This window comes from Polynucleobacter necessarius (genome assembly GCF_900095185.1).
Taxonomy (GTDB): domain Bacteria; phylum Pseudomonadota; class Gammaproteobacteria; order Burkholderiales; family Burkholderiaceae; genus Polynucleobacter.
Genome location: NZ_LT606948.1, coordinates 496,121 through 510,673, shown reverse-complemented (window position 1 = coordinate 510,673; position 14,553 = coordinate 496,121). Strand labels below are relative to the sequence as shown.

Genomic DNA, 14,553 nt, shown 5'->3' with positions numbered 1-14,553 from the left:
GACCAATATGAAGATTCTCCGCTTATGTTTTCTGGCTACGCTATGTTTTGTATTGACTGCTTGTAGTCCAAAGCCAGAGTTCAAAAATATTGATATCACTGGTAGCACCGCCTTTGGTAAAGATTTTAGTTTGTTAGATCCTGACGGTACGGTCAAAACACTATCTGACTTTAAGGGTAAAGTAGTGGTGATGTTCTTTGGTTATACCCAGTGTCCCGATGTTTGCCCCACGACCTTAACCGAAATGCAACAAGTCATGGTGCTATTGGGGCCTCAGTCCAATAAGGTACAAGTTTTATTTGTCACCGTAGATCCTGGGCGTGATACCGCCGAGATTCTGAAGCAGTATGTTCCAGCATTTGATCCGCGCTTCCTGGGTCTTCGCCCTGCAGATGCGGCTGCTCTCGAAAGGGTTACTAAAGATTTCAAGATTTATTACAAGAAAGTGCCTGGGACTAAACTCGGCGTTTACACGATGGATCACACAGCCGGGAGTTATGCATTTGATCCGGATGGTCGCTTACGTTTATATATCAAGCACGCCCAAGGTCCAGAGACCTTGGCGCATGACTTGAAAGAGTTATTGAAGTAAGCGGGTGAAGAAGTGTGCAGTGAGCAAACTTACTGTTTAGACAGCTTGTAAGAAGCTACGCATTTTTTTCAGCGCAGCAGTTTCGATTTGGCGAACGCGTTCTGCGGAAATGCCATACTCATCAGCCAAATCATGTAAGGTCTTTGTGCCATTACCCTCAGCATCCATTGCCAACCAGCGAGATTGGACAATGTTACGACTGCGTTTATCTAGGGCCATTAGAGCTTTGTCTAACTTGGGGCCTTGAAGTGCATCTGCTTCAGCGCTAGCTATGCATGCGGTAGGCTCTTGTGAGCTATCGGCAAGCCATTGAATTGGCGCATAATAGGTTGAGTCAACATCGCTGTCGTCACCCTCAAGAGCCACGTCGCCACCAGCAAGACGCATTTCCATTTCTTTAACATCAGAGCCTTTTACATCAAGGGCTTGAGCTAAAGCTTCAATTTCGCTTGGGGTTAGTGCATTTAAAGAAAGTTTGTTGCTACGTAAATTAAAAAAGAGTTTACGTTGCGCTTTAGTGGTTGCAGTTTTCACTAAACGCCAATTCTTAAGAATGTACTCATGAATCTCAGCTTTGATCCAGTGAATTGCATAAGAAACTAAACGAGCACCATTGCTTGAGTCATAGCGTTTAACCGCCTTCATCAAGCCAATATTACCTTCTTGAATAAGGTCTGCATGTGGAATGCCGTAGCCAAGATATTGGCGTGCAACAGAAACTACCAAGCGCAAATGTGAAAGTACTAATGTTTTAGCAGCGTCGACATTTTCAGTACGACGAAACTCCTGCGCAAGATGTAATTCTTCTGCAGCGCTGAGCATAGGTACGCGATTCACATATGCTATGTATGAGTCAAGAGTTCCAACCCCAAGAGTTGGTAGCATTGGAAATGCAGACGCCGTCGCAGTCTGCGCGACGGGCAGCCTTTGCAAATTCGGTTTGTCGGATTTCATTTTTTTCTTATAAATATGAGGTATTAGTAGGATTTCATTTTAGCACTCTTGTCAAGAGAGTGCTAATCGTTTTGATTATCTGTAAGTAATTGATTTAATTAAATAATTCGTATGAATATTGCTTTGCTGTGAAAGGGACTAAATCAGCAATTCCCTCACCTTTTCCTAAGGCTAAAACAGCGGGTTTTGGAACCTCTTGTAGGGTATGAGCAAGAGCACAGATCACGCCACCCTTAGCGGTGCCATCTAGCTTCGTAACAATGATCCCTGTGAGGCCGAGGGCGGAGTGAAAGGCTTTCACCTGATTTAGGCCGTTTTGCCCCGTATTTCCGTCCAATACAAGAAGAGTGTGGTGGGGTGCACCTGGAAGTGCCTTGCCAATCACGCGTTTTACTTTCTTCAGCTCTTCCATCAGGTTGTCTTGAGTGGCTAGGCGGCCTGCGGTATCGATAATCAGAATGTCGTTCTTTCGTGAAATAGCGGCATGAATGGCATCATGAGCTACAGCTGCAACATCACCCCCTTCTTGCGTGATCACATCCACCTGATTGCGCGCCCCCCACTCTTGCAATTGATTGCGAGCGGCAGCCCTAAAGGTATCCCCTGCCGCCAAAAGGACAGATTTACCTTGAGACTGGAAGAGCCAGCAAAGCTTGCCAATCGTTGTGGTCTTACCGGCCCCGTTAACCCCTACTACCAACCATATCTCTGGTGAGTTGACTTTCTCATTGCTAAATAGGGGGTTTGGTGAAGGTTCAATAGCTTTTAGCAAAAGATCGACCTCTTGAATGAGGAGGGTCTTTAACTCTTCTGAGCTAGAGGCCTTTTCTGATTTTGCAGCTCTACGAAGTTTACTGATTAACTGTTCAGTCGTGGCAATGCCCACATCACTTTGAATGAGTGATTCTTCTAGGGTATCAAACCAAGATTCATCAATCTTGCTTGATTTAAATAGGGAGCCGAGGGTTGTACGTAAGCCGAACATAATCGATACAATTTAAACATTGCATCTTATCAATTAAATTTTAGGGATATGGTGATGTAGCAGATGCTTTCTAATTTACTCCGAATTTTCTTCTTATTCATCGTATTTGCTCAGATGAGTTGGGCTGTTGGCCCCCAATCAGCCGATACATACGAGTATCAGCTGAGTAATGGCCTTAAATTAATCGTGAGAGAAGATCACCGCGCGCCAACGGTAGCCCATATGGTTTGGTACAGGGCAGGCTCCATGGATGAGATGGATGGACGTACTGGTGTTGCACATGTCCTCGAGCACATGATGTTCAAAGGTACACATAAAGTGAAGGCGGGAGATTTTTCGCGTTTAGTAGCAGCTGTGGGTGGACGTGAAAATGCATTTACCTCGCGTGATTACACCGCGTATTTTCAGCAAATTGAAAAATCAAAATTAGAGGATGTGATCCGACTTGAAGCGGATCGTATGTCGAATTTAAATTTTGATGACTCTGAGTTCTTAAAAGAAATTCAGGTGGTGATGGAAGAGCGCCGCTTGAGAACAGAGGATAATCCTAGTAGCTTGCTCAATGAATCACTAATGGCAACTGCATTTATGCGCTCTCCTTATCGTCATCCCGTGATTGGTTGGATGAATGATTTACAGAATATGAAAGCCGCTGATGCCCGAGATTGGTATCGCAGCTGGTACGCGCCAAATAATGCAACTGTTGTCGTGAGTGGTGATGTGGACGCAAAAAAGGTATTGAGCATGGTCGAACAGTATTCCGGTGCTGCGTTAGCCCGTGAATTACCGGTTCGTAAGCCTCAAATTGAACCTACTCAAAAAGGCATTAAGCAGGTCCAAATAAAAACACCGGCAGATAGCGCTCAATTGGCTATGGCTTGGAAGGTGCCTCGCCTGGAGCCTGGGAAGCTTGATGATCCAGAGCCTTATGCATTAGAGCTCCTGACCGGGGTATTAGATGGCTATGACAATGCTCGCTTAAATCGCGTTCTCGTGAAACAGGAAAAAGTAGTTACTGATGTCGGCGTTGGCTATGACATGATCTCGCGTGGCCCAGAATTATTTTTCATTAGGGCAACGATGGCTAAGGGAAAAACGGTTGAGCAGGCACAAGCCAGCATTCATAAAGCGCTAGATGAGTTAAAGCAGAAAGGCATTTTGGAGTCTGAGCTTAAAAGAATTAAGGTACGCATTTTGTCTGAACAAATTTATAAGCGTGACTCTATCTTTGGCCAAGCGATGGAAATTGGCAGCACCGAGATGGCTGGCTTTTCTTGGAAAGAAATTGATGACATGCTTGAGCGAATGCAAAAAATTACTCCTGAGCAGGTTCAAGCAGTTGCCAAAAAATATTTGGTTGATGAAGGATTAACAATTGCGATATTGGATCCACAAGCTCGTCAGTCCTGAGGCAAGGAGGTTAACCATTAAGACAGTTTCCGCTTGCTTGTTTACCCTTGGCTTGATAAGTAACGCTTGCGCAATTTTGCCAATTGAGCAGCTTGAGTCATTTAAAGGAGCAAAAGCTTATTTAATTCAAACGAAAGCTTTACCAATGGTCGATATTGAAATCAGCATCGATGCTGGTGACCGCTATGATCCCATTGGTAAAAGTGGACTTGCGGGTATGACTGCGGGCCTCATGAATTATGGAGTCAGAGGTGATAAGGGGTTTTTAACGGAAGCTCAAATTGCCGATAAGATCGCTGATTTGGGTGCCAATATTGGCCTATCTGTGGGTGGAGAACGCGCAATCTTGAGAATTCGGAGTTTAAGCAGGAAAGATGTGCGTGATCGTGCAGTGCATTTGGCTGCTGCGATGTTAAGCGCGCCAACTTATGATCCTAAAATTATGGAGCGTGAAAAGCAAAGGATGCTAACCAATTTGCGTGAAGCCGAAACAAAACCTGAGTATGTCCTTGAACGCAGTTTTAAACAATCGGTTTATGGGGATTATCCCTTGGCCTATTCGCCTAGTGTCAAATCAACAGCCACAATCAATGCCAATGATTTGGCACAATTTCACAAGCAGTTTTATCGTGGTGATCGCATGATTGTGAGTATTGTTGGTGATGTAGATAAAGCTCAAGCCAATCAAATGGTACAGTCTTTGCTAAACCGAATTCCTCAATCGGGAAATCCGGTTTCAAAGTTGCCAGATCTGCAGCGTTCACCTGTCGAGCCTTTAGCGCAACGGGAAATTCAAATTCCTTTTGACTCTCAGCAGGCCCATATTGTTATGGGAATGACTGCAGTAGCGCGTAATAACCCAGACTACTTTGCATTACTGGTTGGTAACTATATTCTTGGCGGCGGTGGCTTTGTATCCCGTTTGATGTCTGAGGTTCGTGAGAAGCGGGGGTTGGCTTATAGCGTCTTTAGTTATTTTGCTCCTGGTAAAGATAATGGTATTTTTCAGGCTGGTCTACAAACTAAAAATGATCAAGCAAAGTTGGCGTTAGAGGTCCTAAGTTCGACGATTGCTCAATTTATTGCTGATGGCCCAACACCATCAGAACTCGAGGTTGCTAAAGCAAATTTAGTCAATGGATATTCACTTCGTATCAATAACAATCGTAAGTTGCTAGATAACGTATCTTCTATTGCTTGGAATGGTTTACCACTCGACACGATGGAAGTTTGGACAAAACAAGTTGAGACGGTTACCTTGGGGCAAGTAAAAGCTGCTTTTCAAAAGTATCTCGCAATGGACCGTATGAAAATCGTAGTATTGGGAGCAAAAAATAAGTAAGCCTGCTAAGCCCAGCAAAACTGAGCTACCAAAAAAAGTCAGGATTATTGGTGGCAACTGGAGAAGTCGCTTATTAACGGTTCTCGATCTTCCAGGTTTGCGGCCAACCACAGATCGTATCCGAGAGACGTTATTTAATTGGCTGGGACAAGATTTAACAGGGTTACGTTGTTTAGATCTTTTTGCAGGCACTGGAGCGCTCGGTTTTGAGGCGGCTTCTAGAGGTGCTGCGTTGGTAGTATTGCTTGAGAAAGATAAAAGGGCATATACACATTTAAATACGAATTTTGGTTTATTGCAGTCGTCCCCCGCTATTGGTACAGTCGAAATTTTGCATCGAGACAGTCTGGAGTTTTTGCGAAAACAGGCGGATCACTCCAGTCATTTAATTTTTACTGATCCTCTCTTTCAGGACTCAAGCTTGCTAAATCAAGTGCTTACTGAGGCTGCTAGGGTGTGCGATGACTCTGCTGGCGGAGGTATTTATGTTGAAGTTCCCTCAAGTCGTCCACTTGAAGAGATAGAGGATCTATTGCCAGGCTGGCATTGTGGAAAATACTTAGAGGCAGGACAAGTAAAAGCTTGTCTATTTCGAAGCGGAAATAGACTAAACTCTTGCCTGTAGCCGATAAAGCCTTAGGAGCGCTATGACTGTTGCTGTATACCCTGGAACATTTGATCCATTTACTCGTGGTCACGAGGACTTAGTACGCCGTGCCTCCAGTATTTTTACTGAGCTGATTGTGGGCGTTGCAGATAGCCGTAGTAAGCATCCATTTTTTACCTTGCAAGAGCGTATTGACATTGCTAAGGAAGTCTTAGGTCACCATCCCAATGTAAAAGTGGATGGTTTTACTGGACTATTGAAAGATTTTGCTCGTGAGCACAATGCGCGCGTCATTGTGCGAGGTTTACGGGCAGTCTCTGATTTTGAATACGAGTTTCAAATGGCGGGAATGAACCGCTACTTATTGCCCGATGTAGACACTTTGTTCTTAACGCCGTCTGATCAATATCAATTTATATCTGGCACCTTCGTACGTGAAATCGCTTCGATGGGCGGTGACGTTGGTAAGTTTGTGTGTCCATCGGTAGAAAAATGGCTCGTCAACAAGATTTCTTCTGGGGCGCAGAACAAAGAGTGACATTAGTGAGTAAATCATGGCCCTAATGATTACAGATGAATGCATCAATTGCGATGTATGTGAGCCGGAGTGCCCCAATGATGCTATTTACATGGGCTTAGAGATTTACGAAATTAATCCTGATAAATGTACTGAATGCGTTGGGCACTATGATGCCCCTCAGTGCCGCCAGGTATGTCCGGTAGACTGCATCCCATGTAACCCAGAGTTCGCTGAATCTCAGGATCAACTCATGGCGAAGTACCGCCAACTGACTGCTAATAAAACAGCGAACTCAGCTCAATAAAATCAGTGGCTAAGCTAGCCTTTGGAATGTAGTTCCATCATAGCGGTTTGAGAATCGCCCTTTAAAAAGGGCGACAATATCTGCAAGCTATTTTTAATGCTGGCATCAATCAGTTTTTGTTCGCTTAATTGCGGACGACGTAATACATAGTCTGCAACATCCATAGGCCTACCATCTCCCGCCACCAAGTCTCTGGGGTGACCAATTCCTAAACGCAGACGCCAGTAGTCCAATGTACTGAGGTGTGCCTGAATATTCTTCAAGCCATTATGTCCTCCTGTGCCCCCACCTAATTTCAGACGTGCAGTTCCAGGCTTGAGATCAAGCTCATCTTGAACTACCAAAATATCCGCTGGAATGATTTTGTGGAATCGACATAAGGCACCTACAGCTTGACCACTGAGATTCATATAAGTACTTGGTTTTAAGAGAAGAAGATCTTCTCCCTCCCATTTCGCTTTTGCTACCGTTCCATGAAAGCGCTTTTCTGTTTCAAAGCGAACGCTTAATTGTTTCGTCAGGGCGTCAACAAACCAGAATCCTGCATTGTGCCGATCTTCTTCGTGTTCATCTCCAGGATTGCCTAGACCAACAATTAATTTAGTCATGATGAGAGTTTAAAGACATAACAGTATTTAGCCAAAATATAGAATGAGGGTAAGAGCGAAGGGAAAGGGATCACGCTCAGCGATGTGGAGAAGATGGAAAAAAGAAAGCCCGCTTATGCGGGCTTTCTCGTACAAGCGATCTAGCTAATGAAATTAAGCTTTATCTTTTGGCGCTTCAGCTGCAGGCGCAGCTGGCGCAGCTGTAGGCTCAGCAGTTTTAACTGCTGGAATACGGGCATTCGCAAGTACTGGATTCTCCTGCTCTACATGCATTACCAAAGTAACGCCTTTTGGTAATGCGATGTCCTTAGCATGGATGCCATGACCAACTTCAATCTTCGCCAAGTCCACGTCAATGAACTCTGGTAAGTCTGCTGGTAAACAATAAACTTCGAGTTCAGTCATGATGTGGCTGATTACTGCGCCTTGCAATTTCACAGCTGCTGAAGTGTCAGCATTGGTGAAATGTAATGGAACGCGCATATGAACTTTCTCAGTCGCAGATACGCGCTGGAAGTCAATGTGCAATACCAATGGCTTAAATGGATGCATTTGGTAATCGCGCAACAACACTTTTTGTATTTTTCCGCCGATTTCCAAATCTAAAATGGATGAGTGAAATGCTTCCTTGCGGAGAGCATGGAACAACGCGTTGTGGTCTAACTCGATGACCAAGGCAGAATCTTTACTACCGTAAACGATTCCCGGAGTTTTTCCGGAATTGCGCAGACGGCGGCTCGCACCCGTTCCCTGTACGCTTCTTTCAAAAGCTACTACTTTCATGATAAATTCCCTATCTAAGGTTAATTTCCGCTCGCGACCAAGCAGAAAAGCCTTCAATTATATCGTGGGAAAAGACATTTTTGCCCTTATTATGCTTAAAACTCACAAAAACTGCAGTAAAACGCTGATTTTTGGCTTATTCAGCAAACATCGACATCACTGAATCACCTTTGATAATGCGGGAAAGGGTTTCAGCAAGGATAGAGGCAACGCTCAATTGGCGGATTTTTGCTACCTTCATAGCCTCTGGGGTTAGAGGAGTCGTGTCAGTAACTACTAACTCATCTAGTTTGGAAGCAGCAATACGGGCCACAGCTCCGCCTGAGAGAACGGCGTGGGTACAGTAGGCGGTTACGCCCTTAGCGCCCCGCTCTTTTAGAGCTTCTGCAGCCTTACAGAGCGTACCACCAGTATCGATGATGTCGTCCATGATGACGCAATGACGGCCTTCAACTTCGCCAATGAGGTGCATGACCTCAGAAACGTTGGTTTTTGGACGGCGTTTATCAATAATTGCTAAATCAGTGCCTAATTGTTTCGCCATTGCACGGGCGCGCACTACGCCGCCAATGTCAGGTGAAACGATGATGAGATCTTTTTGAGATTTCTGCGCTTGTAAGTCAGCCAGTAAAACTGGGGAGGCGTAAATATTATCTACTGGGATATCAAAAAATCCCTGAATCTGATCAGCATGCAAATCCATCGTCAAAACACGCTCGATCCCGGCAACCGATTGAAGCATATTAGCCACAATGCGTGCAGAGATAGCAACTCGTGCAGAACGAGGGCGACGGTCTTGGCGGGCGTAGCCGAAGTATGGGATCACAGCGGTTATGCGGCTTGCAGAAGCCCGTTTAAGGGCATCAATCATGATCATGAGCTCCATCAGATTGTCGTTTGTAGGCGCACAGGTTGATTGGATAACGACGACATTTTTTCCGCGGACGTTTTCTTGAATTTCTACTTGGATCTCACCGTCTGAGAAACGTCCAACAAAGGCTTTTCCCATCGGGAGGTTGAGTTCTTTGGCTACTGCCTCTGCCAAAACGGGATTTGCGTTGCCTGTAAAAAGAGTCAATAAATCTGCGTTTGTGGGGGACATAGTCTTAGGGGTTTTGTGGGGTCAAAAGTTTATCTTTGTCGCTTCTAAAGTCATTGGCAGGGGAAGAAGGATTCGAACCTTCGCATGCTGGAATCAAAATCCAGTGCCTTAACCAGCTTGGCGATTCCCCTACAGCTTATTTTGAAGAAATCAAATTGTAAGCGGGATTTTTATTTAGCCCACGAACAACCCGACCTACCCACCCTTCAGGAAGATTCTGAAGAAGATTTTCCAGTGTTGCGATATCAGTATTAGGTTCTAAAACTGTAAAAACGCTACTTCCGGAACCAGACATTCGGGGCTGTGCGTCCGGTACTGCCTGAGTAATCCAATCTAAAGCTTGCTTCACTTCTGGGCATATCCGCATCGCTACAGCCTGACAATCATTTGATTGATAAGACCCTGGCGACGCTAGAAAGCTATCAATTGTAATCTGACTGTGATCTCGGGTCAATTCTGGATCTTGAAAAATACTAGCGGTCGCAATCCCTCGATTGGGAAAGATCACCAGAAAATAGAGGGTTGGAAGAGAAATTGCTTCAATTTTTCCCCCAATTCCCTCGATGAATGCATTTTTTCCAAAGATGAAGAATGGAACGTCTGCACCCAGTTTCAGGCCGAGCGAGCAAAGCGCTTCTGTAGAAAGATGAAGATTCCATAAAGCATTGAGACCTATGAGGGTGCTTGCAGCATCCGAGGATCCACCTCCCATACCCGCACCCATCGGAATTTCCTTTTGCAAGTCAATCTCTACTCCATAGTCAACCTTGCAAAAATCTTTAAGTAGATTCGCAGCTCTTACTACAAGATCATCCTGGGGTAGAACGCCAGGAATTGGATTTACTCGACATATTTCATTTTCAGAAATGCGTTTTAAGTGAAGCGTGTCACACCAGTCAATTAATTGAAAGACCGATTGCAGCAGATGGTAGCCATCGGCCCTACGTCCAACAAGGTGCAAAAAAAGATTGAGCTTTGCTGGTGCGTGCAGAGTTAAAGAATGAACGCTCGCCATTGTGATTAATCATTTGGGCGATCAAAAAATAGTCTGATATTGATCGACCCAATGTTTGAGTTGCGCGTCATAGTTAATCTTTCCAAACAATTGGTATTGCTCCAGGTGTAGATCAAATCCCAACCATCTTGACTAATTTTGCTGACTTGTCCTTGAGAATTTTGATCAATGCTAGCTTCACTACCGGCTCGGACTTCACCTTTTAACCAGTTCGATAAACCACGCGCAGGAAGCGGCAAACCTAATGTATTTTGTACCAAAGTATCTGCATCTATTGCGGCAACTACTTTTCCATCGCTTTCAAGAGTAGCCTCCCCTGGCATGATGGTGATTTTTGCAATAGACCCACCCATAGGATTGCGAATTTCTAAGACATCTTTGAGGGCTTCCTGAGTAAGTGAAAATTCGCCGGAGCCACCTTGATTTTTGGTATCTGTGAGGCCGGTAATCTTCACGGCAAAGCGACCGTCCCATGCGCCTTTCGCCACAGAATTCTCTCTTGTCCAATCTGGCTTGAGACGCAGCAATGTTTCCTTAAGGGTTGGGTTATTGGCGTTTAGTTTTTGCCCTTTACGCCACATCTCTTGAGCCTTAGGTCGACGATCCATGACCCACAAAACTTCACCAGCATGGGCCGCGATATCTGCTTCAGGTTTTATTGCATAGGCTTGTTGCAGTTGTCCAAGCGCAAGAGCATTTTTACCTAGACGGAAATTGACCCAGCCTAAGCTATCTAAAATAAAACCGTCCTTTGGCGACAGTTGATGTGCTTTAGTAATCAGTGCAAATGCCTCTGACAACTTGATATTGCGATCTGCTAGTGAATAACCAAGGGCATTTAAAGCATTCACATCGTTTGGATTCTTGCGTAAAATTTCACGCAAGGATTTTTCCATCACATCTATACGACCTACTTTTTCAGCTGACATTGCGTAGGTATAGAGCAAGCTAGGATTTTTTGATGTAATTTTGACCGTAGAAGCGATTTCATAAAAAGCTCTGAGTGCCTCGGACTCATTCTTTGCTTTAGCAAGAAGCGCCTGTAACTGTAAAAGAGTATTTTCTTGTTGTGGAGGAGTCTGTTGGTACAATAAAGTAATCGTCGGCTTTACTGCTTCAGGCCAACGATTGCTTAGAATCAGAAGAGTGACCAAAATCTCTTTGGGTTTAGTGTCTGAGGCTGCAGACAAGTCATCCCATACTTTTGCGGTTTGCATAGCTAGATCTGGTGAGCCGCCTGTAATTGTAATTTCCATCGCCCTTTGAGCTAATCTAGGATCTTTATATTGACGTGCCATCTCTAAATAGGTATTGAAAGCTAAACTAGCCTCACCTCTTTGAAGGGCGATTTCAGAGGTCAGCACCTCAAAGAGGGCCTCCCCGGTTTGCATCCCATTGGTCTGGGGTTGTGCCTGGGAAAGGGATATAACTCCCCCAGTCAAAGCTGCCAAGACTAAGCTGTTTAATAAAGGTTGTAGTACGCATTTACTCATAAGCATATTCTAATCCGCGAATCTACAATCTATGCATGCCAGAACTTCTAGCAGAAGAGGTCACTAGATGGGGAATTGCCCCCACCTTGAGGGGGGGGTAAAGTCACTGCCATCACAATTATTGATGGTCGATTACGTTGGCCTGTGCCTGTTAGCTTCACCAAAATCTTGCCTGGGCAAAAAGTCCATGCTATCAAAAGACGCGGTAAATACCTTTTGTTAGAAAGGTATGGGGGGTATTTATTGATTCATTTAGGAATGACGGGCACTTTACGTGTGTTTCCTCTTTCTGAACCACTCAAGACCCATGATCGAGTCACTTTAGAGTTTGGTCAGTTGAGTTTGCGTTTGCATGATCCACGTAAATTTGGTTCCATTTTATGGCATCCTACATCTAAAGGACCCATTGATCAATTTACTCTTTTACAAAAATTGGGAGTAGAGCCATTTTCCCCAGAATTTTCAGGAGAGTTAGGTGCTGAAATTCTGTATCAAGCTTCGCGTAAGCGCAGCATTACTGTTAAACAGTTTCTTTTAGCTGGACAAGCAGTAGTAGGGGTTGGCAATATTTACTGCTCTGAGAGTGTATTTGAGTCGGGTATTTACCCTGCTAAGGTAGTAGTAAAACTGACTCGATCACAATGCTCGAGTCTTGCAAAAGCTGTGCGATTGATTTTAAAAAGGGCAATCGATGCCGGTGGTAGTACCCTAAAAGATTTTGTTAACAGCGATGGAGATCCGGGGTGCTTTATGATCCAGACTAAAGTCTATGATTGCAATGGCTTGCCCTGCAAGGTTTACAAAACATCGATTTATCAAATAGTTCAAGGCCAGCGCTCTACTTACTATTGCCCTCAATGCCAAAAACGTTGATCAAGACATTTGCAGCAACGTTGATCGCATGGCATGGGGTCAGCGGCCGATCTCGTTTACCATGGCAAGGTAAACGAGATCCTTATGCTGTTTGGGTATCAGAAATTATGTTGCAGCAAACGCAAGTTACTACTGTTCTTGAGCGTTATCCGCGTTTTATGAAGCGCTTTCCGACTGTCAAAAAATTGGCTAGTGCAGACATCGATGAAGTATTGGCGGAATGGGCTGGATTAGGTTATTACACACGTGCCAGAAATCTGCATGCTTGCGCGAAGCAAGTTATGACCGAGTTGGGTGGGAATTTCCCAAAAGATCCAGTGCTGCTTGAGCAATTAAAGGGTATTGGAAGATCGACGGCGGGAGCAATTGCTGCTTTTGCTTTTCTTGAACGTGCTCCAATTTTGGATACGAATGTCAAACGGATACTTGCTCGCTTGTTTGCAATAGAGGGCACGATTCAAGAGCAGGAGGTAAACGAGCGTCTTTGGTCTTTGGCTACAGATCTCTTACCGACTCAGTCTATTGATATGCCTGTATATACACAAGCACTGATGGACTTTGGTGCAACTTGGTGCACAGCACGTAAACCAGTTTGTTTGACCTCCGAAAAGAAGTGCCCGTTTGCAAAAGACTGTCAAGCCAATCTAAGCGATCAAGTACTTTTGCTTCCGCAAAAAAAAATCAAGACAAAGTCTCCAGAATTTGATTGCAATATGCTCTTAATGCGCTCCGGAAACTCTATTCTTTTGCAAAAGCGTCCGAGTAAGGCAATTTGGGGAGGCCTTTGGTCCTTACCGGAATCGGCTTGGATACCTAGGGTGCCTGGTGCTGAGAAGATCGATTTAAATTCTCAGAATCTCTTTGCAGCAACGCTACCTAAAGAAGATATCGGCGCACTTACAAAATTATGTAAATCTGTAACGAGATCTGACGAGATTAAGCATATCTTTACGCATCGTCGATTATGGATGCAAATTTGGCGGACCTCTTCCTCAAAAGAGCTGGAATTTTTAAATCCAGATTTAAAGTGGGTGTCCTTCAGTCATCTGGGGCGCTACGGCTTACCTCAGCCTATTAAGGCCTGGCTACAGGCATTGAGTCTAGTTCGCGGTGTCGATCTAAAAAGCTAAGCTGCAGGTTGCCAAAATCCTTTTGGGCACGGAAGTATTGGCTCAGTCGATTCACTAGGTAGACCGAGCGATGTTGACCACCAGTACAGCCAATCGCAACAGTGAGGTAACTGCGACCATCGGCAAGATAGTGAGGTAGCCAGCGATAAATAAATTGCGTAATGTCAGCCTCCATATTCACTACTTCCGGAATCTTTTCTAGAAACTCTTGCACTGGTTTGTCGTTACCCGTGTGTGGCCTTAGGATTTTGTCATAATGGGGGTTTGGTAGGCAGCGAACATCAAATACCAAATCAGCTTCACTGGGAACCCCTTTTTTAAAGCCAAAAGATTCAAACACGATAGTGAGGCCTACGGACCTATCTTTTAGAAGGTCTTGGATCCAAGAGCGTAGTGCATGAGCTGGGATATTGCTGGTATCAATGCTGTGTGCTTGAGCACGCAAAGGCTCCAACAAGTTGCGCTCATTATCTATTGCCTCAATCAGGGTAGTCGATTGAGATTGTGTGGAGCTAGTGGACAGGGGGTGACGACGACGCGTCTCCGAAAATCGTTGTATTAGAGTATTGGTATCAGCATTTAAAAATATCACTCTAACTTGATTATTTTTGCGTAAATTCTCAAGTATGGAAGGTAAATCCGCAATCGACTGTCCGCGCCGCGCATCGATAGCTACAGCAACCTGTGCACACTGCTCATTTTCTAGAGTGGAGATAAGGTTTTCTAAAAGAGAGACGGGGAGATTGTCGACGCAGTCATAACCCGCATCCTCAAAAGCTCTCAAAGCTACTGATTTGCCTGAGCCTGAGATTCCGGTAATCAAATTAATCTGCAT

At 44.7% G+C, this 14,553-nt stretch carries 15 protein-coding genes, 1 tRNA gene and 1 pseudogene; 8 read left to right on the top strand and 9 right to left on the bottom strand.

Annotated elements, in window-relative coordinates; genetic code table 11:
• Positions 1–7: 7 nt before the first annotated feature.
• Positions 8–592 (top strand): SCO family protein, encoded by a 585-nt coding sequence (locus DXE31_RS02950; protein WP_114698631.1) that lies wholly within the window; start codon positions 8–10, stop codon positions 590–592.
• Between the two features lie 36 nt (positions 593–628).
• Here the strand turns inward: DXE31_RS02950 and rpoH are convergent, their stop codons facing one another.
• Complete coding sequence (rpoH, locus tag DXE31_RS02945; RefSeq protein WP_114697758.1) at positions 629–1,546, bottom strand: RNA polymerase sigma factor RpoH; 918 nt, start codon at positions 1,544–1,546, stop codon at positions 629–631.
• Between the two features lie 94 nt (positions 1,547–1,640).
• Positions 1,641–2,531 (bottom strand): signal recognition particle-docking protein FtsY, encoded by an 891-nt coding sequence (gene ftsY / locus DXE31_RS02940; RefSeq protein ID WP_114697757.1) that lies wholly within the window; start codon positions 2,529–2,531, stop codon positions 1,641–1,643.
• 63 nt (positions 2,532–2,594) lie between these two features.
• On the opposite strand from ftsY, the gene DXE31_RS02935 reads away from it, so the two are divergent.
• Genes DXE31_RS02935 through DXE31_RS02915 form a run of 5 tightly spaced genes read left to right on the top strand, consistent with a single transcriptional unit; the run spans position 2,595 to position 6,714 of the window.
• A complete protein-coding gene (locus DXE31_RS02935) occupies positions 2,595–3,941 on the top strand; it encodes a M16 family metallopeptidase (RefSeq protein ID WP_114697756.1) in 1,347 nt (448 codons plus the stop codon).
• The gene (locus DXE31_RS02930) at positions 3,907–5,283 is read left to right on the top strand and encodes a M16 family metallopeptidase (RefSeq protein WP_231969310.1); all 1,377 of its coding nucleotides are present in this window, start codon (positions 3,907–3,909) and stop codon (positions 5,281–5,283) included. The genes DXE31_RS02935 and DXE31_RS02930 overlap by 35 nt, the downstream gene beginning before the upstream one ends.
• Complete coding sequence (rsmD, locus tag DXE31_RS02925; protein WP_114697755.1) at positions 5,276–5,908, top strand: 16S rRNA (guanine(966)-N(2))-methyltransferase RsmD; 633 nt, start codon at positions 5,276–5,278, stop codon at positions 5,906–5,908. The genes DXE31_RS02930 and rsmD overlap by 8 nt, the downstream gene beginning before the upstream one ends.
• Positions 5,909–5,930: 22 nt before the next feature.
• On the top strand, positions 5,931–6,428 hold the full coding sequence (gene coaD / locus DXE31_RS02920) for a pantetheine-phosphate adenylyltransferase (protein WP_114697754.1): 498 nt from the start codon (positions 5,931–5,933) through the stop codon (positions 6,426–6,428).
• Positions 6,429–6,444: 16 nt separating this feature from the next.
• A complete protein-coding gene (locus DXE31_RS02915) occupies positions 6,445–6,714 on the top strand; it encodes a YfhL family 4Fe-4S dicluster ferredoxin (RefSeq protein WP_114697753.1) in 270 nt (89 codons plus the stop codon).
• 14 nt (positions 6,715–6,728) lie between these two features.
• Here DXE31_RS02915 and pth read toward each other — a convergent pair whose 3' ends face one another.
• From pth to DXE31_RS02885, 6 genes are all read right to left on the bottom strand, one after another.
• The gene (gene pth / locus DXE31_RS02910; RefSeq protein WP_114697752.1) at positions 6,729–7,322 is read right to left on the bottom strand and encodes an aminoacyl-tRNA hydrolase; all 594 of its coding nucleotides are present in this window, start codon (positions 7,320–7,322) and stop codon (positions 6,729–6,731) included.
• 153 nt (positions 7,323–7,475) lie between these two features.
• The gene (locus DXE31_RS02905) at positions 7,476–8,105 is read right to left on the bottom strand and encodes a 50S ribosomal protein L25/general stress protein Ctc (protein ID WP_114698629.1); all 630 of its coding nucleotides are present in this window, start codon (positions 8,103–8,105) and stop codon (positions 7,476–7,478) included.
• A gap of 136 nt (positions 8,106–8,241) precedes the next feature.
• Complete coding sequence (locus DXE31_RS02900) at positions 8,242–9,207, bottom strand: ribose-phosphate pyrophosphokinase (protein WP_114697751.1); 966 nt, start codon at positions 9,205–9,207, stop codon at positions 8,242–8,244.
• Between the two features lie 54 nt (positions 9,208–9,261).
• Positions 9,262–9,338, bottom strand: a tRNA-Gln gene (locus DXE31_RS02895).
• A 5-nt stretch (positions 9,339–9,343) separates the two neighbouring features.
• Positions 9,344–10,222 carry a 4-(cytidine 5'-diphospho)-2-C-methyl-D-erythritol kinase gene (gene ispE, locus DXE31_RS02890; protein WP_114697750.1) on the bottom strand — a complete coding sequence of 293 codons (879 nt, stop codon included), beginning with the start codon at positions 10,220–10,222 and terminating at the stop codon, positions 9,344–9,346.
• Between the two features lie 5 nt (positions 10,223–10,227).
• Positions 10,228–11,715, bottom strand: a complete 1,488-nt coding sequence (locus tag DXE31_RS02885) for an outer membrane lipoprotein LolB (protein ID WP_114698628.1) — start codon at positions 11,713–11,715, stop codon at positions 10,228–10,230.
• Between the two features lie 35 nt (positions 11,716–11,750).
• Between DXE31_RS02885 and mutM the strand changes: the two are divergent.
• Together mutM and mutY are read left to right on the top strand one after the other, a co-directional pair.
• Positions 11,751–12,588 (top strand): annotated as a pseudogene (gene mutM, locus DXE31_RS02880) (bifunctional DNA-formamidopyrimidine glycosylase/DNA-(apurinic or apyrimidinic site) lyase).
• Complete coding sequence (gene mutY / locus DXE31_RS02875) at positions 12,573–13,718, top strand: A/G-specific adenine glycosylase (protein ID WP_114697749.1); 1,146 nt, start codon at positions 12,573–12,575, stop codon at positions 13,716–13,718. Before mutM ends, mutY begins: the two are co-directional and overlap by 16 nt.
• On the opposite strand, the gene rapZ is transcribed toward mutY, so the two are convergent.
• Entirely contained in the window at positions 13,663–14,553 is an 891-nt protein-coding gene (rapZ, locus tag DXE31_RS02870; RefSeq protein WP_114697748.1) for an RNase adapter RapZ, read from the bottom strand. The two genes, mutY and rapZ, sit on opposite strands and share 56 nt — an antisense overlap.

Bases quoted from the DNA above. Each gene is read 5' to 3' on its own strand.
- DXE31_RS02885 (WP_114698628.1), bottom strand. From the start codon at position 11,715: ATGAGTAAATGCGTACTACAACCTTTATTAAACAGCTTAGTCTTGGCA.
- rpoH (WP_114697758.1), bottom strand. From the start codon at position 1,546: ATGAAATCCGACAAACCGAATTTGCAAAGGCTGCCCGTCGCGCAGACT.
- DXE31_RS02905 (WP_114698629.1), bottom strand. From the start codon at position 8,105: ATGAAAGTAGTAGCTTTTGAAAGAAGCGTACAGGGAACGGGTGCGAGC.
- mutY (WP_114697749.1), top strand. From the start codon at position 12,573: ATGCCAAAAACGTTGATCAAGACATTTGCAGCAACGTTGATCGCATGG.
- ispE (WP_114697750.1), bottom strand. From the start codon at position 10,222: ATGGCGAGCGTTCATTCTTTAACTCTGCACGCACCAGCAAAGCTCAAT.
- DXE31_RS02900 (WP_114697751.1), bottom strand. From the start codon at position 9,207: ATGTCCCCCACAAACGCAGATTTATTGACTCTTTTTACAGGCAACGCA.
- DXE31_RS02935 (WP_114697756.1), top strand. From the start codon at position 2,595: ATGCTTTCTAATTTACTCCGAATTTTCTTCTTATTCATCGTATTTGCT.
- rapZ (WP_114697748.1), bottom strand. From the start codon at position 14,553: ATGCAGATTAATTTGATTACCGGAATCTCAGGCTCAGGCAAATCAGTA.
- pth (WP_114697752.1), bottom strand. From the start codon at position 7,322: ATGACTAAATTAATTGTTGGTCTAGGCAATCCTGGAGATGAACACGAA.
- coaD (WP_114697754.1), top strand. From the start codon at position 5,931: ATGACTGTTGCTGTATACCCTGGAACATTTGATCCATTTACTCGTGGT.
- ftsY (WP_114697757.1), bottom strand. From the start codon at position 2,531: ATGTTCGGCTTACGTACAACCCTCGGCTCCCTATTTAAATCAAGCAAG.
- DXE31_RS02950 (WP_114698631.1), top strand. From the start codon at position 8: ATGAAGATTCTCCGCTTATGTTTTCTGGCTACGCTATGTTTTGTATTG.
- DXE31_RS02915 (WP_114697753.1), top strand. From the start codon at position 6,445: ATGGCCCTAATGATTACAGATGAATGCATCAATTGCGATGTATGTGAG.